Consider the following 19877-nt stretch of genomic DNA (forward strand, 5'->3'; position numbering starts at 1 on the left):
TCAGAAGGCGCGACGCCGCGACCGCCCGGCGGGGGCTGTGGTCTCTTCGTGCGTGCGTCCCGACCATCTCCGTCACCCCGATCCTGTCACGCCCCCCGACGTGGCGTGCGTGAGCGTCGCCCTGCGTTGCTGCTCTTGCGCGCCTGAAGTTAATGACACCGGAAACGGGCGAAATTGTGGCTCGACCCCGGGCGCGCGTGTGCCGTCGTCGCCGGCGCGTCACTGGTTCCGCCCCTCCCGCGCGATTGTTCGCGGGCCGGACCCGGTGCCGCGCGTCCGCCGCGTCGCGCGGGGTGTGGACAAGAAAAGCGTCGCGCCCGCCCCGCCCCGCGGCCTAGGCTCGGGGCGAATCGCGCGCAAGACGAGGGAGGAGCGCATGGGACAGCCCGCCGCCGAGCCGACATTCCGCGAGAGCGTGGATCTGATGTTCAACCGCGCCGTGGCGCTGATGGACCTCGCGCCGGGGCTCGAGGAGAAGATCCGCGTCTGTAACGCCACCTACACAGTGCGCTTCGGCGTGCGCCTGCGCGGGCGCATCCATACCTTCACCGGCTACCGCTCGGTGCATTCCGAGCATCTGGAACCGGTCAAGGGCGGCATCCGCTTCGCGCTGGCCGTGGACCAGGACGAGGTGGAGGCCCTCGCCGCGCTGATGACCTACAAGTGCGCGCTGGTCGAGGCGCCCTTCGGCGGCTCCAAGGGCGGGCTCTGCGTCGATCCGCGCGAGTATGACGAGCACGAGATGGAGCAGATCACGCGCCGCTTCGCCTACGAGCTCATCAAGCGCGACCTCGTCAATCCGGCGCAGAACGTGCCCGCGCCCGACATGGGCACCTCCGAGCGCGAGATGGCGTGGATCGCGGACCAGTACAACCGGATGCACACCACCGACATCAACGCCCGCGCCTGCGTCACCGGCAAGCCTCTGAACGGCGGCGGCATCGAGGGCCGGGTGGAGGCGACCGGCCGCGGCGTGCAATACGCCCTGCGCGAGTTCTTCCGCCACCCCGAGGACGTCGCCGCCGCCGGGCTCGCGGGCGGGCTCGAGGGCAAGCGCGTGATCGTGCAGGGCCTCGGCAACGTGGGCTACCACGCGGCGAGCTTCCTCTGCGGCGAGGACGGCGCGCGGCTCGTCGGCATCATCGAGCGCGACGGGGCGCTCTACAATCCCGAGGGGATCGACTGTCACGCAGTGCGCGACTGGATCCTGCGCCACGGCGGCGTCTCCGGCTTTCCCGACGCCACGCACACCGCCGAGGGGGCGACGGTGCTGGAGGAGGACTGCGACATCCTCATTCCCGCCGCGCTCGAGGGGGTGATCCACCGCGAGAACGCCGAGCGCATCAAGGCGCCGCTCATCATCGAGGCGGCGAACGGCCCGGTCACGGCCGCCGCCGACGAGATCCTGCGGCGCAAGGGCACGGTGATCATCCCCGACATGTACGCCAACGCCGGCGGCGTCACGGTGAGCTATTTCGAATGGGTCAAGAACCTCTCGCACATCCGCTTCGGCCGGCTCCAGCGCCGGCAGGAGGAGGCGCGCCACGAGCTGATCCTCGGCGAGCTCGAGCGCCTCGACCACATGCTCGGCGACGCCTGGAGCCTCTCGCCGGACTTCAAGGCGAAGTACCTGCGCGGCGCGGACGAGCTGGAGCTGGTGCGCTCGGGCCTCGACGACACGATGCGCACCGCCTACCAGTCGATGCGCGAGGTCTGGCACGGGCGCGAGGAGGTCCCGGACCTGCGCACCGCCGCCTATCTCGTGGCGATCGAGCGGGTCGCGGCGAGCTACACCGCCAAGGGGCTCTGAGCGGCGCGCTCGTCGGCCCTCGCCCGGGCCTCCTCGCTACGCCCGGCTTGGACGGCGGGGGCCGGGCTCTGGCGGGGTCGCGCGCGGGCTGGTCGTGGATGGCGGCCCGTCCATGGCTGACCTTGCGTCGATCGGTCGATGCGTCGCCTGCGGCGGGCTGCGTGTCTCGGGCGGGGCGAGCCGTCTTGGCGGGTCGAAGCCTGCCTCCCGGTGGAAAGCGCGCGTCGCGGCAGGTGGCGGATAGTGGTCGCTGTGCGTGAGGCGATCGAGCACCTGCCGGCGACGGGCGATGCGCCGCGCGCAGTGGGCGCGTCACGCCCTAGGGCCGTGTGCACGGCGGCCGCGCCGCAGATGGCATGCGTTGGCTGCGGCGGGCGGGTTAGCGACGCGCTGTGCGCAGGTCCCGGCCGGGGTGCGGTGCTCGGGCGCCGGGCGCGGGTGGCGGCTGGGCCGTCGCGCCTCAGACGCCGAGCGCCTCGCGGAAGGCGGCGATCTCGGCGTCGCCGCCGCCGGTCTCCACGGTCTTGCGGGTCAGGTGCAGGCGGGGCGCGTCCTCGACGCCGGCGAGGCGGCCGAGCTCGGTGAAGGCCGGGTCCGGGTGGCGGGGCGAGTCGCTCGTCAGGATCAGGCCGAGGCGGTCGGGCAGGGGCGGCGCGCGCTCGAGCCAGCGCCGGAGCGGCAGCGCCGCGCGCCCGATCCAGACCGGCGCGGCGAGCACGGCCCAAGGTGCCTCGGCCGCAGCGTCGGCGGGGGGCGCCTCGGGCGCGCCGCCGAGGCCCGTGACGGCGCGAAAGCCCCAGACCGCGTAGCCGACCGCGCCGGGGCCGGGGCCGCCGGCCTCGATCCGGTGGAGCGCCGCGCCGGTCTCGCCCGTGAGGCGCTCGCAGAGGGTCAGGGTCGTGCCGGTGAAGGAATGGCAGAGAATCGCGCCGGGCATCGGGCTCTCCTTTCCTTGTCGCGCCCGAGGATGCGGCGACGCGGGCGCCGCCGCCTTGACGTGCCGCAAACGCCGCCGGACGGCGGGGCGTTCCCCGCGCCACGGGCGCGCCGGAGCGCGACGGTGCGCGCGGCGGTAGCGGCAGTGCCCCAAGCCGGGCGATCCGGACCGGACGGGTCGCCTCCTGCCGCGCCGGCTGTGCCTTGCGCGCGCGGCGCGCAGGCGCTGCCGCCGTGACAGGCCCGCGGTCCCCGGGGGACGTGCCCTCGCCGTGGGCGATCCTGGAGGGGCAGGTGGTCTCCGGCCCCGCCGCAGGCGTCTTGCGCGCGAGGTGCCCGCCGGCCCGACGTGTGACGGACGCCGCGCGGCGGCGCCCCGGACTGAGGCGGCGAGGAATGGCGCCCGCGCGCCGCGCGGCGCTCCGATGTCAGCCCGGGTCGGGGCCGCCGGATCATTCGGCGCGCGGACGGCGCGGCGCGGGCGCGCATCCGCTCCCCGGCGGATACTTGTCCGGGCGGCGCGCGCCGGCCAGGGGCCCCGACTGGGCCAGCGGCTTGACGCCACGTCCGCCGCCCGCGCGGGCAGTCTGTCGGAAATCGCCCCGCGCACGCCGCCGGGCGTATTGCCAAGCCCGGCGCGCGGTGCTTCAGTCCGCCCCGGCGACGGGAGAGGATCATGCGCTTTTCTGGGCTGAAGGTGATCAAGGAGGGGCTGACGGGCAACCGCGGCTGGCGCCCGCACTGGCGCGATCCCGACCCGAAGGGCGCCTACGACATGGTGATCATCGGCGGCGGGGGGCACGGCCTCGCCACGGCCTATTACCTCGCGAAGGAGCACGGGATCACCAACGTCGCCGTGCTGGAGAAGGGCTATCTCGGCGGCGGCAACGTGGGCCGCAACACCACCATCGTGCGCGCCAACTACTTCCTGCCCGGCAACTCGGAGTTCTACTCCCACTCCCTCAAGCTCTGGGAGAGCATGGAGGAGGAGCTCAACTTCAACGTGATGCACTCCCAGCGCGGGCTCATCAACCTCTTCCACTCCGACGGGCAGCGCGACGCCTTCGCCCGGCGCGGCAACGCCATGGTGAACCAGGGCGACGACGCGATCCTGCTGGACCGCGAGGGGGTGCGGCAGCATCTGCCCTATCTCGACTTCGAGAACACGCGCTTCCCGATCTACGGCGGGCTCTACCACCCGCGCGGCGGCACGGCGCGCCACGACGCGGTGGCCTGGGGCTACGCGCGCGGCGCGGACGCGCGCGACGTGGACCTGATCCAGAACTGCGCGGTCACGGGCATCGACGTCGAGCAGGGCCGCGTCACCGGCGTGCAGACCACGCGCGGCGCGATCCGGGCGAAGAAGGTGGGCGTCGTCGTCGCCGGCCGCTCGAGCCAGGTGGCGGCGATGGCGGGGCTGCGCCTGCCGATCGAGAGCCACGTCCTGCAGGCCTTCGTGACGGAAGGTCTCAAGCCCGCGATCGACCATGTCGTGAGCTTCGGCATGGGGCATTTCTACATCAGCCAGTCGGACAAGGGCGGGCTCGTCTTCGGCGGCGATCTGGACTTCTACGCCTCCTACGCCGCGCGCGGGAACCTGCCCATGGCCGAGCACGTGATGGAGGCCGGCATGACGCTGATGCCGATGATCGGCAAGGCGAAGGTCCTGCGCTCCTGGGGCGGGATCATGGACATGACGCCCGACGGCTCGCCCATCATCGACCGCGCGCCGGTCGAGGGGCTCTATCTCAACTGCGGCTGGTGTTACGGCGGCTTCAAGGCGGTGCCGGGCTCGGGCTTTTCCTTCGCGCATCTGATGGCGACCGACCGGCATCACGCGCCCGCCGCGCGCTACCGGCTGGACCGCTTCGCGACGGGGCGCGGGCTCATGGACGAGGAGGGGACCGGTGCCCAGCACAACCTGCACTGAGCGCGCGCGGCCGCGGACCGGCGTGCGGGCTGCGCCGCCGGGAGCCTCCGGCGGGGATATTTGGACCAAGAAGAAGGACCGGCGCGGCGTCTGCGCGGCGCGCGCGGGGCATGCGGGAGGACGGTCATGCGGCTGAGGTGCCCGCTCTGCGGCGAACGCGACCGGCGCGAGTTCAGCTACAAGGGGGCGGCGGTGGCGCTCGACCGGCCGGCGACCGAGGACTGGTCGGCCGAGTGGGACGACTACCTGCACAACCGCGCCAACCCCGCGGGCGAGACGCGCGATCTCTGGCAGCACGCCGCCGGCTGCGGCGCGTGGCTCGTGGTGACGCGGGACACGGTCACGCATGCGGTGACGGAGGTGGCGCTCGCGCGGGACGCCGCGCGCGGGAAGGGGGCGGCATGAGGCTCGCCGGCAAGGGGCGCAACCGGGACGCCGAGGAGGTCCGCTTCCGCTTCGACGGGCGCGAGCTGCGCGGCCGCGCGGGCGAGCCGCTCGCCGCGGCGCTGATGGCGCAGGGCGTGCGCGTGATGGGGCGGAGCTTCAAGTATCACCGCCCGCGCGGCGTGATGACCGCCGGATCGGAGGAGCCGAACGCGCTCGTGACCGTGGGCCGGGGCGCGGGGCGCGAGCCCAACGTGCGCGCCACGGTGCAGGAGGTGCACGCGGGGCTGGAGGCCTTCGGGCAGAACGCCTGGCCCTTGGTCGATTTCGACGTGATGGCGGTCAACGATCTTTTCGCGCCGGTTCTCGGCGCGGGGTTCTACTACAAGACCTTCATGTGGCCGCGCCGTTTCTGGGAGAAGGTCTACGAGCCGGCGATCCGCCGGGCCGCGGGGCTCGGCGCGCTGTCGGGCGAGCACAACCCCGACCCTTACGAGAAGGCCTTCGCCTTCTGCGATCTGCTGGTGATCGGGGCGGGGCCCGCGGGGCTTATGGCTGCGCTGACGGCGGGGCGCGCGGGGGCGGAGGTGATCCTCGCCGACGAGGGGGTCGAGCCGGGCGGGCGGCTCCTGTCGGAGGACGAGACGGTGGCGGGCCAGCCCGCGCATGTCTGGGTCGCCACGGCGCTGGCCGAGCTCGCGGCGATGCCCAACGTGCGGGTGATGACGCGCACCACCGTCACGGGTGCCTACGATCAGGGCACCTATGGCGCGCTGGAGCGGGTGAGCGGGCATCTCGCGAGCCCCGCGCCGGAGCTGCCGCGGGAGTGCTTCTGGCGCATCTCGGCCAAGCGCGCGGTGCTGGCGGCGGGCGCGCTGGAGCGGCCCGTGGCCTTCGCCGGCAACGACCGGCCCGGGGTGATGATGGCCTCCGCCCTGCGGAGCTACCTGCACCGCTGGGGCGTGGTGCCGGGGCGGTCGGCGGTCGTCTTCGGCAACAACGACGATGCGCAGCGCACCGCGCGCGACCTCGCCGCGGCGGGCGTGCATGTCGCGGCGATGGTGGACGCGCGCCCCGACGCGCCGGAGGTCCCCGGCGTGCCGACCCATCGCGGCGCGGTGGTCACCGGCGCCGCCGGCGGGCGGCAGGGGGTCGAGGCGGTCTCGCTCCGGCTCGAGGACGGGCGGGAGGAGCGCCTCGCCGCCGACACGCTCGCGGTTTCGGGGGGCTGGAACCCGACGGTGCATCTGACCTGTCACATGAACGGCCGCCCCGTCTGGAACGAGGAGATCGCGGCCTTCGTCCCGGCGGAGGGCGCGGTGCCCGGGCTCACGCCCGCGGGCGCCTGCGCCGGGGTCTTTTCCACGCGCGGCTGCCTCGAGGCGGGGGCGCGGGCCGCACGGGAGGCGCTCGCCGATCTCGGGCGGCAGGCGCCGGCGGCGGAGGTGCCGGAGGCCGAGGACGCGCCCTACCGCCTGCGCCCGCTCTGGGCGGTGGAGGGCAAGGGTCGCGCCTGGCTCGATTTCCAGAACGACGTGACGGTGAAGGACGTCAAGCTCGCCGCGCGGGAGAACTACCGCTCCGTCGAGCACATGAAGCGCTACACGACGCAAGGGATGGCGCCCGATCAGGGCAAGAACTCCAACGTCGCGGCCCTGGCCGTTCTGGCCGACGCGACCGGGCGCAGCATCCCCGAGACGGGGACGACGACCTTCCGCCCGCCCTATGTGCCGGTCTCGATCGCGGCCATGGGCGCGGGCGCGCAGGGCGAGGGCTTCGCGCCGGTGCGCCACACCACGAGCCATGCGGCGAGCCGCGCGCGCGGCGCGCCGATGGTCGAGGCGGGGCTCTGGTACCGGCCGAGCTATTTCCCCCAAGGCGACGAGGACTGGGAGGCCGCCTGCCGGCGCGAGGCGCGCATGGTGCGCGCGGCGGTGGGCGTCGCCGACGTCTCGACCCTCGGCAAGATCGACGTGCAGGGGGCGGACGCGGCGCGGTTTCTCGATTTCGTCTACGCCAACACCTTCTCGACGCTGAAGCCGGGGCGCGTGCGCTACGGGCTGATGCTGCGCGAGGACGGGCACGTCATGGACGACGGCACCACCGCGCGCTTCGGCGAGGATCACTTCGTCACCACCACCACGACCGCCGCCGCCGGGGAGGTGATGGCCCATCTCGAATGGGTGCGTCAGGGCCTCTGCCCCGCGTGGGACGTGCGGCTCATCTCGGTGACCGAGCAGTGGGCGCAGTTCGCCGTCGCCGGGCCGAAATCGGCCGAGCTTCTCGACGGGCTGATCGACGGCGGGCTCGACAAGAGCGCCTGGCCCTTCATGTCCTGCGGGCCGGTCACGGTGCAGGGGATCGAGGGGCGGCTCTTCCGCATCTCCTTTTCGGGCGAGGAGGGCTACGAGATCGCGCTGCCGGCGCGCTACGGCGCCGCGCTTTTCGAAGAGCTGGCGACGCGGGCCGAGGCGCTGGGCGGCGGGCCCTACGGGATGGAGGCGCTGAACGCGCTGCGCGTCGAGAAGGGCTTCATCACCCATGCCGAGATCCACGGCCGCACCACCGCCTTCGACATCGGCATGGGGCGGATGGTGAGCGCCAAGACCGACTGCATCGGCAAGGCCGCCGCCTCGCGCGAGGGGCTCTCGGGGCCCGAGCGCGAGCAGCTCGTGGGCTTCCGCCCGGTCGAGGAGGGCGCGGCGATGAGCGCCGGCGCGCATGTCTTCGCCGAGGGCGCGGAGGCGGTGCGCGAGAACGATCAGGGCTACGTCACCTCCGTCGCGCCCTCGGTGGCCTTCGGCGGGTGGCTCGCGCTCGGCTTCCTGCGCGACGGGCGCGCGCGGCACGGCGAGACGGTGGTCCTCGTGGATCACCTGCGCGGCACGCGCGTGCGCGCGACCGTGCAGGAGCCCGTTCAATTCGACCCGGAGGGAGGGCGTCTGCGTGGCTGAGCTGAGGGCGACGACACCCTGCGCGGGGCTGCTGCCGCTGCGCGCGGGCGCGATGTGGCTGGAGGAGGTGGACCCGGGGCGGATCACTTCGCTGATGCCGGGGCCGGGGCAGGCCGGGGCGCTCGACGCGGCGCTCCACGCGGCGCACGGGGTGGGCTGGCCCGATCCCGGCACGGCGCATCTCGGCGACGGGGCGGCGGTGATCTGGACCGGCATGGATCAGGCGATGCTGGTGGGCCCCGCGCCCGAACCCGCGCTCGCCGAAGCGGCCGCGCTCACCGATCAGTCGGACGCCTGGGCGGTGGTGGACCTGTCGGGCGAGGACGGGCCGGAGGCGCTCGCGCGGCTGGTGCCGGTGGACCTGCGCGCCCATGTCTTCGCCGAGGGGGCGACGGCGCGCACGCTCCTGGGCCACATGAGCGTCAGCATCACGCGCACCGGGCCCGAGCGGCTGCGGATCATGGCCTTCCGCTCCATGGCCGGGACGCTCGTGCACGAGTTGCAGACGGCGATGGAGCGTGTCGCGGCGCGGCGCGGGCTCGAAACCGGGGCGCCGGACGGGTAGGCCCGGCCGCGAAAGGAGCCTGCCCATGCGTCTCATCGCTCTTGCTCTCGCTCTCTGCCTGCCCGCCGCCGCGGCCCCGGCAGACGGGTTGCGCGCGCTCTGCGAAGAGAGCGCCGCCATGGCCGCCGACGCGGCCGAATTGCGCCGCGCCGAGGCGGGCGAAGCCGAGGCGGCCGCCGAGATCGCGGCCGGCACCGAGGCCCCCGCGCTCGCCGCGCTCGCGCCGCAGATCGCCGCCTGGGTCTGGACGCTGCCCGCCGACGCGCTGGCGCCCGAGGAGATCCGCGCCGCCTTCGTCGCGCAATGCCTCGAACAGGGCGCGGCGATGGAGTGAGCGCGGGAACTGGACAGGCGGCCCCGCGCACCCGATATAGGAGGCATGAGCCTGCCCCCCGGATTTCTCGACGAGTTGCGCAGCCGCCTGAGCCTCGCGCAGGTGGTGGGGCGCAAGGTCATGTGGGACACCCGGAAGTCCAACCAGGCCAAGGGCGACATGTGGGCGCCGTGCCCCTTCCATCAGGAAAAGACGGCGAGCTTCCACGTCGACGACCGCAAGGGCTTCTACTACTGCTTCGGCTGCCACGCGAAGGGCGACGCCATCTCCTTCGTCCGCGAGACGGAGAACGCCGACTTCATGGAGGCGGTGGAGATCCTCGCCCGCGAGGCCGGGATGCAAATGCCCGCCCGCGACCCGCAAGCGCAGGAGAAGGCCGATCACCTCACCCGCCTGCGCGAGGCGATGGAGGCGGCGGTGCGCCACTACCGCATGCAGCTTTCGACCGCGGCGGCGGGGGAGGCGCGCGACTACCTCGCGCGGCGCGGGCTCGACGAGGCGGCGCTCGCGCGGTTCGAGATCGGCTTCGCGCCGGAGGCGCGGCGCGGGCTCTTCGAGGCGCTGCGCGCCAAGGGCGTCGAGGACCGGCTGATCGTCGAGGCGGGCCTCGCCGCGGAGCCTGACGACGGCAGCGCGGCCTACGACCGCTTCCGCGGCCGCATCGTCTTTCCGATCCGGGACGCGCAGGGGCGCGCGATCGGCCTCGGCGGGCGGGCGATGCGCGCTGACGCGCGGGCGAAATACCTCAACTCGCCGGCGACGCCGCTCTTCGACAAGTCCCGCAGCCTCTACAACCACGGCCCCGCGCGCGAGGCGGCCGGCAAGGGCCAGCCGCTGATCGTGGCCGAGGGCTACATGGACGTTATCGCCTTGGTGCGCGCGGGCTTCGAGGCGGCGGTCGCGCCGCTCGGCACGGCGGTCACCGGCGATCAGCTGGATCTTCTCTGGCGCATGGCCGACGAGCCGCTCGTCGCGCTCGACGGCGACCGGGCGGGGATCGGCGCGGCCTACCGGCTGATCGACCTGACGCTGCCGAAGCTGCGCGCGGGCAAGGGGCTGCGCTTCGTGCTGATGCCGCCGGGGCAGGACCCGGACGACCTCCTGCGCGCGGGCGGCGCGGGGGCGCTGCAGAAGCTGATCGACGACGCGCTGCCCATGGTCGATCTGCTCTGGCGCCGCGAGACCGAGGGCCGGGTGCTCGACAGCCCCGAGCGGCGCGCGGCGCTCGACGCCAAGCTGCGCGCCGAACTCGGCAAGATCGAGGATGCGGGCCTGCGCCGCCACTACGGCGAGGCGATCCGCGAGAAGCGCTACCAGCTCTTCCGCGCGCGCCCGAAGGGGCAGGGCGCGCGGCGCGGCCCGCCGCCCGAGGCGCAGCCGCGGCCCACGACGCAACGCTCGGCGCTCGCCGCCGCGGCGGAGGGGCCGGGGGGCGAGCGGCTCGCCGAATCGGTGATTCTCTCGGCGCTTCTCCTGCACCCCGCGCTCGCGCTGGAGGTCGAGCCGCGGCTGGAGGCGCTGGAATGGTCGGAGCCCGGCGCCGCCGCGCTCGCCGAGCTGATCCTCGCGCACGCGGACGAGGCGCCGGAGGCGTTGCGCGATCGTGTCGCCCAAGTTTTGGGGACGGAGCCTCTTGAACGTCTCGACGGGCTGGACCATCTGGCGGTCATGCCGTTCCGCCGCCGGCCGGCGGATCGCGACGCGGCCCGGCAGGCCGTGACCGGGGCGCTCGACCGGCTCGAGGCGGAACGGGGCCACCGGATGGAATTGAGCGAGGCGGAGGAAGACATCGCCGGTCTGGCGAGCGAGACGCTGACATGGCGCCTGCGCGACGCGGCCGAGGCCCGCCAGAAGGCGGCGCAGGCCATGCAGGAGGACCGCGCCGATTACGAGGTCGCCGAGAACGGCGCGCGAATCGACCGGCGCGAGCGCGAGGCCATGGCGAAGATGCTGGAGGAACTCGGGCTCGGCGACTCGGATCGCTGAGGCCGCAAGAATACAGATTCCGGAAAAATGAGGGCGGCGGCTGTCCGAATCACTTACCCGCGCTAACGATTCGTGCCAACCGACTCGCCCTGACAGCCAGGAGACCTGAATGGCCGCCAAGGACACCGAGGACCGCAAGACCGAAGAGCAGGATCACGAGACCGCCCTGACGCTCGACATGAGCCAGGCCGCGGTCAAGAAGATGATCACGCAGGCGCGCGAACGCGGCTACATCACCTACGATCAGCTGAACTCGGTGCTGCCGCCGGATCAGGTCTCCTCGGAGCAGATCGAGGACGTGATGTCGATGCTCTCGGAGATGGGCATCAACATCATCGAGGAGGAAGAGGTCGAGGAGGAGGACAAGGGCTCCACCGAACTCGTCGAGGCCTCCACGTCCAAGGACGTCGCCGTCGCCTCCTCCGAGTCCGAGAAGCTCGACCGCACGGACGATCCCGTGCGCATGTACCTGCGCGAGATGGGCTCGGTCGAGCTTCTGTCGCGCGAGGGCGAGATCGCCATCGCCAAGCGGATCGAGGCCGGCCGCAACACCATGATCGCGGGCCTCTGCGAGAGCCCGCTGACCTTCCAGGCGATCACCATCTGGCGCGACGAGCTTCTCGCCGAGGAGATCCTCCTGCGCGACGTGATCGACCTCGAGACGACCTTCGGCAATCAGCTCGGCGACGGCGAGGCCGAGGAGCCCGTCGTGCAGCCCGAGGCCCCGGCCGAGACGGGCGAGAAGAAAGAGGCGCGCGAGCCCGAGTACGACGCCGACGGCAACCCGATCCAGCGCGACGACGACGAGGACGACGACGAACAGGGCAACATGTCGCTCGCCGCGATGGAGGCCGCGCTCAAGCCCCGCGTGCTCGAGACGCTCGACCGCATCGCAGAGGATTTCGCGCGCCTCTCCGACATGCAGGACGCGCGCATCTCGGCCACGCTGAACGAGGACGGCTCCTTCACCGCCGATCAGGAGGCGACCTATCAGGCGCTGCGCGCGGAGATCGTCGAGCTCGTCAACTCGCTGCACCTGCACAACAACCGCATTGAGGCGCTGATCGATCAGCTCTACGGCATCAACCGCCGGATCATGGGCATCGACGGCGCCATGGTGAAGCTCGCCGATCAGGCGCGCATCAACCGCAAGGACTTCGTCGAAGCCTACCGCGGCTCGGAGCTCGACCCGGCGTGGCTCGACCGCATGCGCGAGAAGCCGGGCCGCGGCTGGCAGACCTTCTGCGAACGCTCCGCCGGCAAGGTGGAGGAACTGCGCGCCGAGATGGCGCAGGTCGGGCAGTACGTCGGCCTCGACATCTCCGAGTTCCGCCGCATCGTCGCGCAGGTTCAGAAGGGCGAGAAGGAGGCCCGCCAGGCCAAGAAGGAGATGGTCGAGGCCAACCTCCGCCTCGTGATTTCCATCGCCAAGAAATACACGAACCGCGGCCTGCAGTTCCTCGACCTCATCCAGGAGGGCAACATCGGCCTGATGAAGGCCGTGGACAAGTTCGAGTATCGCCGCGGCTACAAGTTCTCGACCTACGCCACCTGGTGGATCCGGCAGGCGATCACCCGCTCGATCGCCGATCAGGCGCGCACCATCCGCATCCCCGTGCACATGATCGAGACGATCAACAAGCTGGTGCGCACCTCGCGCCAGATGCTGCACGAGATCGGCCGCGAACCCACGCCCGAGGAACTCGCCGAGAAGCTGCAGATGCCGCTCGAGAAGGTCCGCAAGGTGATGAAGATCGCCAAGGAGCCGATCTCGCTCGAGACGCCCATCGGCGACGAGGAGGACAGCCAGCTCGGCGATTTCATCGAGGACAAGAACGCGGTCCTGCCGCTGGATGCCGCCATTCAGGACAACCTGCGCGATACGACGACCCGCGTGCTCGCCAGCCTGACGCCCCGCGAGGAGCGGGTGCTGCGCATGCGCTTCGGCATCGGCATGAACACCGACCACACCCTCGAGGAGGTGGGCCAGCAGTTCTCCGTCACCCGCGAGCGCATCCGCCAGATCGAGGCGAAGGCGCTGCGCAAGCTCAAGCACCCCTCCCGCTCGCGCAAGCTGCGGAGCTTCCTGGATCAGTGAGCGGCGCGCGCCGTCGCGCCGTGCGGGCAACTTATGCGCGCTTTCCCGGTCGCGCGGGACGCCCTACGCTCGCGCCGAAACGTGAAAGGGAGCGTCTCATGCGCTGCGTCAGAACCGGGCTGGTGTGCCTCGTGACCATGGCGCCGTCGATCGCGGCGGCGCAGATGGTCGATCCCGCGTTTCCCCGGTCCGTGGTGCAGGCGATACAGGACCTCGGTTATCGCGCGGCGCTCGAAACCGACACGACCGGCGATCCGAAGATCCGCAGTTCGATCGAGGGCGCGGATTACACCATCTGGTTCTACGGGTGCCGGACGGACGGGACGCGCTGCGAGGCGTTGCACTTCTCGTCGGGTTACGATCTCACCGTTCCCCTGACGCTTGCCGAGGTCAACGACTGGAACCGCGACAAGCTCGTCGGGCGGACCTACGTCGCCGAGGACGGTGCCGCCTACATCGATTACTACGTCGAGGCCAAGGGCGGCGTACCCCGCGCGGCCTTCGCGGAAGTCCTGCGCATGTGGGGCGTCGCCGTGGCGGATTTCCACGATCTGATCGACTGGTAGAGGCGGCCGGTCGGCGCGTCCCGGCTTCGGGCACCGGCCGGCCGCGGGACGGCTCACTGATCGAGCACGAAGGTCACTTCCATGTTGACCCGGTAGCCGGCAACGTCGCCGTTCTCGACCTCGACGTTGCTGTCCTTGATCCAGGCGCTCTTGACGTTGCGCAGCGACTCGTTGGCGCGCGTGATGCCCTGTTTCACCGCGTCGTCGAAGCTGTGTTGCGAGGTGGCGGAAATCTCGGTGACGCGTGCGACGCTCATGTCGTCCTCCTGTCGGTTGCCATTGCAGGGGGCCAACGTGCGCGGCCTGCCTGCGTTCCCCGCGGTGATGGCGGGATTGTGAGTTGAGCCGCCGGGGCACGCGGCTATCATCGGATCATGGCACGTAAGCAAACCATGCTCGCCGCGCTCGCCCTGTCCCTGATCGCGCCCGCCGCGCAGGCCTTCCGCGCGGAGAACGGGCTCGAGGTGACCGCGCTGCCCGAGCCCGCGACCTTCGAGGTGATCCAGTCGCGCGGCGCGGGGCCGACGCAGATCTGGTGCGCCGCCGCGGATTACGCCCGCGCCGAGCTTTCCGGCGGCGCGTCGGACCGGCTGGTGATCACCGCGCCGCGCGGACCCGCCGAGACCGACGCGCAGCGCGATGCCACGCGCTTCCGCCTGATGTCGCGCGAGGCGCGGCCCGAGACCACGGCCCGCGGCTTCGCCATCGTGCGCGAGGCGGGAGAGACCTACAGCGTCTCCACGGCGGACGCCTTCTGCGCCGTGGACCAGCCCGGGCGGGGCGACACCTGGGACCCGTGACGCTGCCTTGCGCCGGGGCGCGGCGGCGGTCAGGATCGCGGTCATGCAGACCGAGTTCATCGTCGCCACGACCGGCCCGGGCCTCTACGAGATCACGCGCGAGGTCACCGGCTGGACGACCGGCTCGGGGCTCTTGACGCTCTTCGTGCGCCACACCTCCTGCTCGCTCCTCGTGCAGGAGAACGCCGACCCAGACGTGCGCCGCGACCTTCAGGGCTTTCTGGAACGGATCGCGCCGCGCGCCGACGACCCGTCGATGCGCTGGTTGCGCCACACGGTCGAGGGCCCGGACGACATGCCCGCGCACCTGCGCGCCGCGCTCCTGCCCGTCTCGCTGTCGATCCCCGTGGCCGAGGGCCGGCCCGTGCTCGGCACCTGGCAGGGCATCTACCTCGTGGAGCACCGCGACGCGCCCCACCGCCGCCGCGTCGCCGCGCATCTCTTGCCCTGAGGCATCGGTGCGGCACGCAGGCCGCACCCCGCGGGCGTGAATATCTTGTTGCCGCGATTTGGGGCTACCCGCGATATCGCGGTCGCCCTATACTGCTAGCGTCCGGCCCGGTGCCCGGCCCGGCGAGAGCGATGGGGGACCGCGATGCGCTGTCCATTCTGCGGCAATGTCGACACGCAGGTGAAGGATTCCCGGCCCGCGGAGGATCACGTCGCGATCCGGCGCCGGCGGTTCTGCCCGGCCTGCGGCGGGCGCTTCACCACCTACGAGCGCGTGCAGCTGCGCGACCTCGTCGTGGTCAAGTCCAACGGCCGGCGCGAGGATTTCGACCGCGACAAGCTCGAGCGGTCGATCCGCATCGCGCTGCAGAAACGCCCGGTCGAGCCGGAGCGCGTCGATCAGATGATCTCGGGCATCGTGCGCCGCCTCGAGAGCCTCGGCGACACGGACATCCCCTCCAAGACCATCGGCGAGATCGTCATGGAGAGCCTCGCCCGGATCGATACCGTGGCCTACGTGCGCTTCGCCTCCGTCTACAAGAACTTCCAGGCGGTCGAGGACTTCGAGGACTTCGTCTCCGAACTGCGCCCCCGGTCGCCGGTGGACCCGGGCGAATGACCGGGGCCGACGACGCCCGCTGGATGCGGGTGGCGCTGACGCTCGGCCGCCGGGGGCAGGGCCGCGTCTGGCCCAACCCGGCGGTGGGCTGCGTGATCGTCAAGGAGGGCCGCGTGGTCGGGCGCGGCTGGACGCAGCCGGGTGGGCGCCCGCACGCCGAGACCGAGGCCCTCGCCCGGGCCGGCGCCGCGGCCCGGGGCGCGACCGCATATGTCACGCTGGAGCCCTGCGCCCACCACGGGCGCACGCCCCCCTGCGCCGACGCGCTGGCCGCCGCCGGCGTCGGCCGCGTCGTCGCGCCGTTCGCCGACAGCGATCCGCGCGTCGCGGGGCAGGGCTTCGACCGGCTGCGCCGCGCGGGCGTCGCGGTGACGACGGGCGTGCTGGCCGAGGAGGCCGCCGAGGATCATGCGGGCTTCTTCCTGCGGCTCGCGGAGGGCCGGCCCCGCGTGACGCTGAAGCTCGCCCTGACGCTCGACGGGCGCATCGCGACCGCCACGGGCGAGAGCCAGTGGATCACCGGCCCGGCCGCGCGGCGCGAGGTGCATGCGCTGCGCGCGCGCCACGACGCGGTGATGGTGGGCGCGGGCACCGCGCGGGCCGACGATCCCTCGCTCACCGTGCGCGGGCTCGGCATCGCGCACCAGCCCGTGCGCGTCGCCGTCTCGCGCCGGCTCGACCTGCCGCTGATGGGACAGCTCGCGCGGACGGCGCGGGAGGTGCCCGTCTGGCTCTGCCACGGGCCCGAGGCGGACCGCGAGACCCGCGCCGCCTGGGAGGGCCTCGGTGCGCGGCTCCTGCCCTGTCCGGAGGCGGTCGGCGGCGGGCTCGACCCGGCGGGCGTGCTGCAGGCGCTCGGCGCGGCGGGGCTGACGCGGGTGTTCTGCGAAGGGGGCGGCGCGCTCGCCGCGACGCTCCTCGGCGCGGACCTCGTGGACGAACTTGTGGTGATGAGCGCCGGGCTCGCCCTCGGCGCGGAGGGGCGGCCGGCGCTCGGCGCGCTGGGCCTCGCGCGGCTCGCGGAGGCGCCGCGCTTCCGGCTCGCGGAGACGCGGGCGCTCGGCGGCGACGTGCTGCACCGCTGGCGCCGGGGCTGAGGGGGCGCTGCCCCCTCTTGGCCTGACGGCCAATTCACCCCCGGAGTATTTGGACCAAGATGATGGGGCGGACCGTGTGGGCCCTTGCGGCGGTGGCTCGGGCGCGGGGGTCAGCGCCAGAGGTGGGCGTATCCGGCGAAGCGGCCCTGAAGCTTGGCCAGCGTGCGTGTGGCGATGCCGCGGCGGGGCAGGGCGCCGCGGGCGAGGCGCTCGGCGGCGAGTTCCGGCGGGCAGGGGCGGCCGGTGACCGGGTCGTGGTAGCGCGGGTAGGCGATCAGCGCGGCGTGGAGGAGCCCGGCGAGATCGACGCGGGCGCGCCGCCGCGCGGGCACGGGGCCGAGATCGCGGGTGAGGCCCCAGCCCGCGTAGAAGGGCGCGCCGAGCGTGGTGACGGGCACGCCGCGCAGAAGCGCCTCGAAGCCGAGGAGCGAGGTCATCGTCCAGACTTCGTCCACCGCGTCGAGGAGGGCGGCCGGGTCGGCCCGCGCGAGCACCGCGTCGGCGTGGCGCAGTGCCTCCCGCTCGGGCAGGGCGCCGGGGCGCAGGCCGGCCTCCACGTCAGGGTGGGGCTTGTAGAGGAGGATCGCGTCGGGATTGGCGGCGCGCGCGGCTTCGAGGAGCGCGCGGTTGGTGGCCACCGCGCCGGCGCCGAGACGGATGGAGGCGTCGTCCTCCACCTGCCCGGGCACGAGGAGGCGGCGGCCCGGCGGCAGCTCGGGCCGCGCGCCCGGGAGGTTGTATTTCGTCACGCGGGTCTCGGCGAGGAAGCGCGCGAGCGCCTCGGCGCGGGCGCGCTGACCGGGCCGGAGATCGGCCGAGGCGGCGATCAGGCGTTCGAGGCGGCTTTCGCGCTGCGGGTCGTAGTAGATGCCGAGATCGTCGAAGACGAGGCTGAGGGGCGGCACGAGCTCGGCGCCGAGGCCGCGCGAGCGCAGGAAGCCGTCCTCGACGCGCACGGCGTCGTCGTCGGGGCGCGCGGCGCTCGCCCAGACCATGCGGCGGCGGTCCTCCCGCGTGGCGCGGGCCGCCGCGCGCGCGGGGCGATCCTCGAAGACGAGGCCGCGGTGGCGCCCGGCGAAGCGCTGGAGCGGCGCGCGCTTCCAGAGGCGCATGCCGCTCGCCACCCAGCCGCGGCGGTCCTCGCGCCAGGCGCGCGCCTCCGCCTCGAGCGTGTCGAGCGCCTCCTCGAAGGAGGCGAGGCGGTCGCGGCAGGGGTCGTACCAGGTGGGATGGAGAATGAGCGCCGCGGCGACGAGCTGCGCCCGCGTCAGGCGCCGGCCCCGGCGAGCGGGCGCCTCCTCGTCCGCCGTGAGCCCCCAGCCGGCGTAGAAGGGCTGGCCGAAGACGCGGGGGCGGTGGCCGGCGAGGATCGCCTCGAAGCCCATCTGCGAGGAGACCGTGTAGACGCCGACCGCCCCCTCGAGGAGCCGCCAGGGCGAGTGCGGCCCCGCGACGAGCGAGACGCGCCCGCCGGCGTCCTCCGGGCCGAAGTGGCCGGGGCGGTGGCCGCCCGAGGTTTCGGGGTGGGTGCGGATCAGGATGCGGGCGCCCGGGTGCTCCTCGGCCGCGCGCGCGAGCATCTCGCGGAAGCGCGCGCGCCCGGCGCCGGCCGCGCGCACCGAGGCGTCGCCGCGCGTCTGGTCGAGGACGAGGACGTAGCCCGGCGCGGGCGGCGCCAGATCGGGGTCGACGGCGGCGTATTTCGTCAGATGCGCCTCTCTGAGGCGCGCGATCCCCTCGCGGGCGCGGTCGAGAAGCGCGGTGTCGTCGAGCGGATGCGTGGCGAGCAGATGCTCCAGATCCGAGGGCGCGCGGCCGTCGAAATGCACGCCGCGGGTGTCGAGGAGGAGGCCGAGCGGCGCCTCGCCGCGCGCGCGGGCCGGAAAGAGCGAGCGCAGGAAGGCGTCCTCGACCCGCAGTAGCGGCGCCCCCGTGCGCGCCGCGACCCGTTCGCCGCGCCAGGCGGTCGGGCTCTGCCCCCAGACGCCGACCATGTCGCCCGACCGCGGCAGGCCGAGCGCGACGCGGTAGCCGGCGAGGGCGAGAATCCGGCGCAGGCGGCGCTGCGCGAGGAACCCGCCGTTGAAAACGCAGAGACGCCGGGGGCGCGCGCCCCCGGCGTCGCTCTCCCGCGCCGGGTCTGTCGTCACTCGTCGCCGCTGATCGCGGAGGCGGCGGAATCGACCTGCGACACGGTGCCGAGCGTGCCGGTGAAGGCGGAGATCACGCGGCTCCACTGCGTGAAGGGCGCCTCGGTGACGTAGAGCGTGTCGCTGTCGCGGATCAGGAAATCCCGCGCGAGGAACATGCCGTTCGGCTGTGTCAGGTCGAGCACGTAGATCATGCGCTGCGCGCCGATCAGGTCGTCGCGGGCGAGCACCTGCCGCGCGATCGCCTCGGGCTCGTTGCGGAAGACGAAGACGCCGGTCGGGTCCGCCGCGGCCGTCTGCAGCCCGCCGACGCGCGCGAGCGCCTCGACTGCCGAGAGGGTCTGCCGCTCGAAGGGGACCTGCGCCTGCGCGCCGGTCGCGCCGAGCACGGTGAAGGCGCGGCTGTCCTCCTCGATCAGGATGCGGTCGCCGTCGCGCAGGGCGATGTCGAAGCGTGGATCCTCGAAGAGGTCCTGATACCAGACCGTCTCGCGCCGGTCGCCGCGCACCACGGTGACCTGCGCGACCTCCGGGGCGACGGCGACGCCGCCGGCCGCCGCGAGCATGGCCGAGAGCGTCCGGGTGGGCCGCTCGATCGGATAGACGCCGGGGCCGCCCGCCACGCCGGAGATCGAGACGCTGGCCCCGTCGCCGGCGAGGCGGCGCACGGCCACCTGCGGGTCCGGCGTCTGCTCGGCGAGGCGCTCGGTCACGATGCGGCGCACCGCCTCGGGCGTGTTGCCGGCGGCGCGGATGCGGCCGGCGTAGGGGACGAAGATGAAGCCGGAGCCGTCGACCTGCACCTCCTCGAGGGTGGTGAAGTTGGTCCCCTCGCTAGAGAGGAGCCCGTCGTCGACGTTCTCCCAGATGGTGAGGCCCAGCGTATCGCCGGGCCGGATGGTGTCGGAGCCGAGGACACCGGCGGAGCGGAACGCATCCGAGAAGCCGAGCGCCGGCTGCACGGCGGTCGCCCGCGTCACGCGGTCGTTCACGGCGAGCACGAAGGCGTCGCCCTCGTTCTGGACGGAGCCGGCGAAGATCTCGCGTTTCGTCGGACCGCCGCGCGGCAGGCCGCAGCCCGCGACGAGCGCGGCGATGAGGAGCAGGGCGACGGGGCGCGCCCAGCGATGATGGGAAGTCACTGCTCGGTCTCCCTCGACCTTGGTCTGTCCTGCCTTTATCTTTTGACACCTGTGTA

17 protein-coding genes are annotated in these 19877 nt (G+C 73.1%); 13 read left to right on the top strand and 4 right to left on the bottom strand.

Annotated elements, in window-relative coordinates:
• Positions 1 to 376: 376 nt before the first annotated feature.
• The gene (locus DRV84_RS11350; protein WP_115980695.1) at positions 377 to 1810 is read left to right on the top strand and encodes a Glu/Leu/Phe/Val family dehydrogenase; all 1434 of its coding nucleotides are present in this window, start codon (positions 377 to 379) and stop codon (positions 1808 to 1810) included.
• A 460-nt stretch (positions 1811 to 2270) separates the two neighbouring features.
• Here the strand turns inward: DRV84_RS11350 and DRV84_RS11355 are convergent, their stop codons facing one another.
• A complete protein-coding gene (locus DRV84_RS11355) occupies positions 2271 to 2747 on the bottom strand; it encodes a hypothetical protein (RefSeq protein WP_115980697.1) in 477 nt (158 codons plus the stop codon).
• Between the two features lie 675 nt (positions 2748 to 3422).
• Here DRV84_RS11355 and DRV84_RS11360 point away from each other — a divergent pair.
• From DRV84_RS11360 to DRV84_RS11395, 8 genes are all read left to right on the top strand, one after another.
• Positions 3423 to 4676: a sarcosine oxidase subunit beta family protein gene (locus DRV84_RS11360; RefSeq protein ID WP_115980700.1), complete on the top strand. Its 1254-nt coding sequence runs from the start codon at positions 3423 to 3425 to the stop codon at positions 4674 to 4676.
• Positions 4677 to 4802: 126 nt separating this feature from the next.
• Positions 4803 to 5081 carry a sarcosine oxidase subunit delta gene (locus DRV84_RS11365; RefSeq protein ID WP_115980703.1) on the top strand — a complete coding sequence of 93 codons (279 nt, stop codon included), beginning with the start codon at positions 4803 to 4805 and terminating at the stop codon, positions 5079 to 5081.
• Positions 5078 to 8014, top strand: coding sequence for a sarcosine oxidase subunit alpha family protein (locus tag DRV84_RS11370; RefSeq protein WP_115980706.1), 2937 nt, complete (start codon positions 5078 to 5080; stop codon positions 8012 to 8014). The genes DRV84_RS11365 and DRV84_RS11370 overlap by 4 nt, the downstream gene beginning before the upstream one ends.
• Entirely contained in the window at positions 8007 to 8579 is a 573-nt protein-coding gene (locus DRV84_RS11375; protein ID WP_115980709.1) for a sarcosine oxidase subunit gamma, read from the top strand. The genes DRV84_RS11370 and DRV84_RS11375 overlap by 8 nt, the downstream gene beginning before the upstream one ends.
• A 25-nt stretch (positions 8580 to 8604) precedes the next feature.
• Entirely contained in the window at positions 8605 to 8913 is a 309-nt protein-coding gene (locus DRV84_RS11380) for a hypothetical protein (protein WP_147298857.1), read from the top strand.
• Positions 8914 to 8958: 45 nt separating this feature from the next.
• On the top strand, positions 8959 to 10899 hold the full coding sequence (gene dnaG, locus DRV84_RS11385) for a DNA primase (protein ID WP_115980715.1): 1941 nt from the start codon (positions 8959 to 8961) through the stop codon (positions 10897 to 10899).
• A gap of 109 nt (positions 10900 to 11008) precedes the next feature.
• A complete protein-coding gene (gene rpoD / locus DRV84_RS11390; RefSeq protein ID WP_115980718.1) occupies positions 11009 to 12997 on the top strand; it encodes an RNA polymerase sigma factor RpoD in 1989 nt (662 codons plus the stop codon).
• A gap of 98 nt (positions 12998 to 13095) precedes the next feature.
• A complete protein-coding gene (locus DRV84_RS11395; protein WP_115980721.1) occupies positions 13096 to 13563 on the top strand; it encodes a YbjN domain-containing protein in 468 nt (155 codons plus the stop codon).
• A 53-nt stretch (positions 13564 to 13616) separates the two neighbouring features.
• Here DRV84_RS11395 and DRV84_RS11400 read toward each other — a convergent pair whose 3' ends face one another.
• Complete coding sequence (locus tag DRV84_RS11400) at positions 13617 to 13820, bottom strand: dodecin family protein (protein WP_115980724.1); 204 nt, start codon at positions 13818 to 13820, stop codon at positions 13617 to 13619.
• A 117-nt stretch (positions 13821 to 13937) separates the two neighbouring features.
• Here DRV84_RS11400 and DRV84_RS11405 point away from each other — a divergent pair, with 117 nt between their 5' ends.
• From DRV84_RS11405 to ribD, 4 genes are all read left to right on the top strand, one after another.
• Positions 13938 to 14363, top strand: a complete 426-nt coding sequence (locus tag DRV84_RS11405) for a hypothetical protein (RefSeq protein ID WP_147298858.1) — start codon at positions 13938 to 13940, stop codon at positions 14361 to 14363.
• A gap of 43 nt (positions 14364 to 14406) precedes the next feature.
• Positions 14407 to 14814 carry a secondary thiamine-phosphate synthase enzyme YjbQ gene (locus tag DRV84_RS11410; protein WP_115980729.1) on the top strand — a complete coding sequence of 136 codons (408 nt, stop codon included), beginning with the start codon at positions 14407 to 14409 and terminating at the stop codon, positions 14812 to 14814.
• A gap of 144 nt (positions 14815 to 14958) precedes the next feature.
• Positions 14959 to 15432: a transcriptional regulator NrdR gene (gene nrdR / locus DRV84_RS11415; RefSeq protein WP_115980732.1), complete on the top strand. Its 474-nt coding sequence runs from the start codon at positions 14959 to 14961 to the stop codon at positions 15430 to 15432.
• Entirely contained in the window at positions 15429 to 16529 is a 1101-nt protein-coding gene (gene ribD / locus DRV84_RS11420) for a bifunctional diaminohydroxyphosphoribosylaminopyrimidine deaminase/5-amino-6-(5-phosphoribosylamino)uracil reductase RibD (RefSeq protein ID WP_239995060.1), read from the top strand. The genes nrdR and ribD overlap by 4 nt, the downstream gene beginning before the upstream one ends.
• A 110-nt stretch (positions 16530 to 16639) precedes the next feature.
• Here ribD and DRV84_RS11425 read toward each other — a convergent pair whose 3' ends face one another.
• Both DRV84_RS11425 and DRV84_RS11430 read right to left on the bottom strand, forming a co-directional pair.
• Positions 16640 to 18679 carry a capsular polysaccharide biosynthesis protein gene (locus DRV84_RS11425; RefSeq protein WP_239995061.1) on the bottom strand — a complete coding sequence of 680 codons (2040 nt, stop codon included), beginning with the start codon at positions 18677 to 18679 and terminating at the stop codon, positions 16640 to 16642.
• Entirely contained in the window at positions 18676 to 19821 is a 1146-nt protein-coding gene (locus DRV84_RS11430) for a polysaccharide biosynthesis/export family protein (RefSeq protein WP_239995062.1), read from the bottom strand. The genes DRV84_RS11425 and DRV84_RS11430 overlap by 4 nt, the downstream gene beginning before the upstream one ends.
• Positions 19822 to 19877: the final 56 nt, after the last annotated feature.

Origin of the sequence: Rhodosalinus sediminis (assembly GCF_003385555.1) — a bacterium.
GTDB lineage: Bacteria > Pseudomonadota > Alphaproteobacteria > Rhodobacterales > Rhodobacteraceae > Rhodosalinus > Rhodosalinus sediminis.

Excerpts from the sequence above, each read along its gene's own strand:
- DRV84_RS11350 (WP_115980695.1), top strand. The coding sequence starts at position 377 with ATGGGACAGCCCGCCGCCGAGCCGACATTCCGCGAGAGCGTGGATCTG.
- DRV84_RS11355 (WP_115980697.1), bottom strand. The coding sequence starts at position 2,747 with ATGCCCGGCGCGATTCTCTGCCATTCCTTCACCGGCACGACCCTGACC.
- DRV84_RS11360 (WP_115980700.1), top strand. The coding sequence starts at position 3,423 with ATGCGCTTTTCTGGGCTGAAGGTGATCAAGGAGGGGCTGACGGGCAAC.
- DRV84_RS11365 (WP_115980703.1), top strand. The coding sequence starts at position 4,803 with ATGCGGCTGAGGTGCCCGCTCTGCGGCGAACGCGACCGGCGCGAGTTC.
- DRV84_RS11370 (WP_115980706.1), top strand. The coding sequence starts at position 5,078 with ATGAGGCTCGCCGGCAAGGGGCGCAACCGGGACGCCGAGGAGGTCCGC.
- DRV84_RS11380 (WP_147298857.1), top strand. The coding sequence starts at position 8,605 with ATGCGTCTCATCGCTCTTGCTCTCGCTCTCTGCCTGCCCGCCGCCGCG.
- dnaG (WP_115980715.1), top strand. The coding sequence starts at position 8,959 with ATGAGCCTGCCCCCCGGATTTCTCGACGAGTTGCGCAGCCGCCTGAGC.
- rpoD (WP_115980718.1), top strand. The coding sequence starts at position 11,009 with ATGGCCGCCAAGGACACCGAGGACCGCAAGACCGAAGAGCAGGATCAC.
- DRV84_RS11395 (WP_115980721.1), top strand. The coding sequence starts at position 13,096 with ATGCGCTGCGTCAGAACCGGGCTGGTGTGCCTCGTGACCATGGCGCCG.
- DRV84_RS11400 (WP_115980724.1), bottom strand. The coding sequence starts at position 13,820 with ATGAGCGTCGCACGCGTCACCGAGATTTCCGCCACCTCGCAACACAGC.
- DRV84_RS11405 (WP_147298858.1), top strand. The coding sequence starts at position 13,938 with ATGGCACGTAAGCAAACCATGCTCGCCGCGCTCGCCCTGTCCCTGATC.
- DRV84_RS11410 (WP_115980729.1), top strand. The coding sequence starts at position 14,407 with ATGCAGACCGAGTTCATCGTCGCCACGACCGGCCCGGGCCTCTACGAG.
- nrdR (WP_115980732.1), top strand. The coding sequence starts at position 14,959 with ATGCGCTGTCCATTCTGCGGCAATGTCGACACGCAGGTGAAGGATTCC.
- ribD (WP_239995060.1), top strand. The coding sequence starts at position 15,429 with ATGACCGGGGCCGACGACGCCCGCTGGATGCGGGTGGCGCTGACGCTC.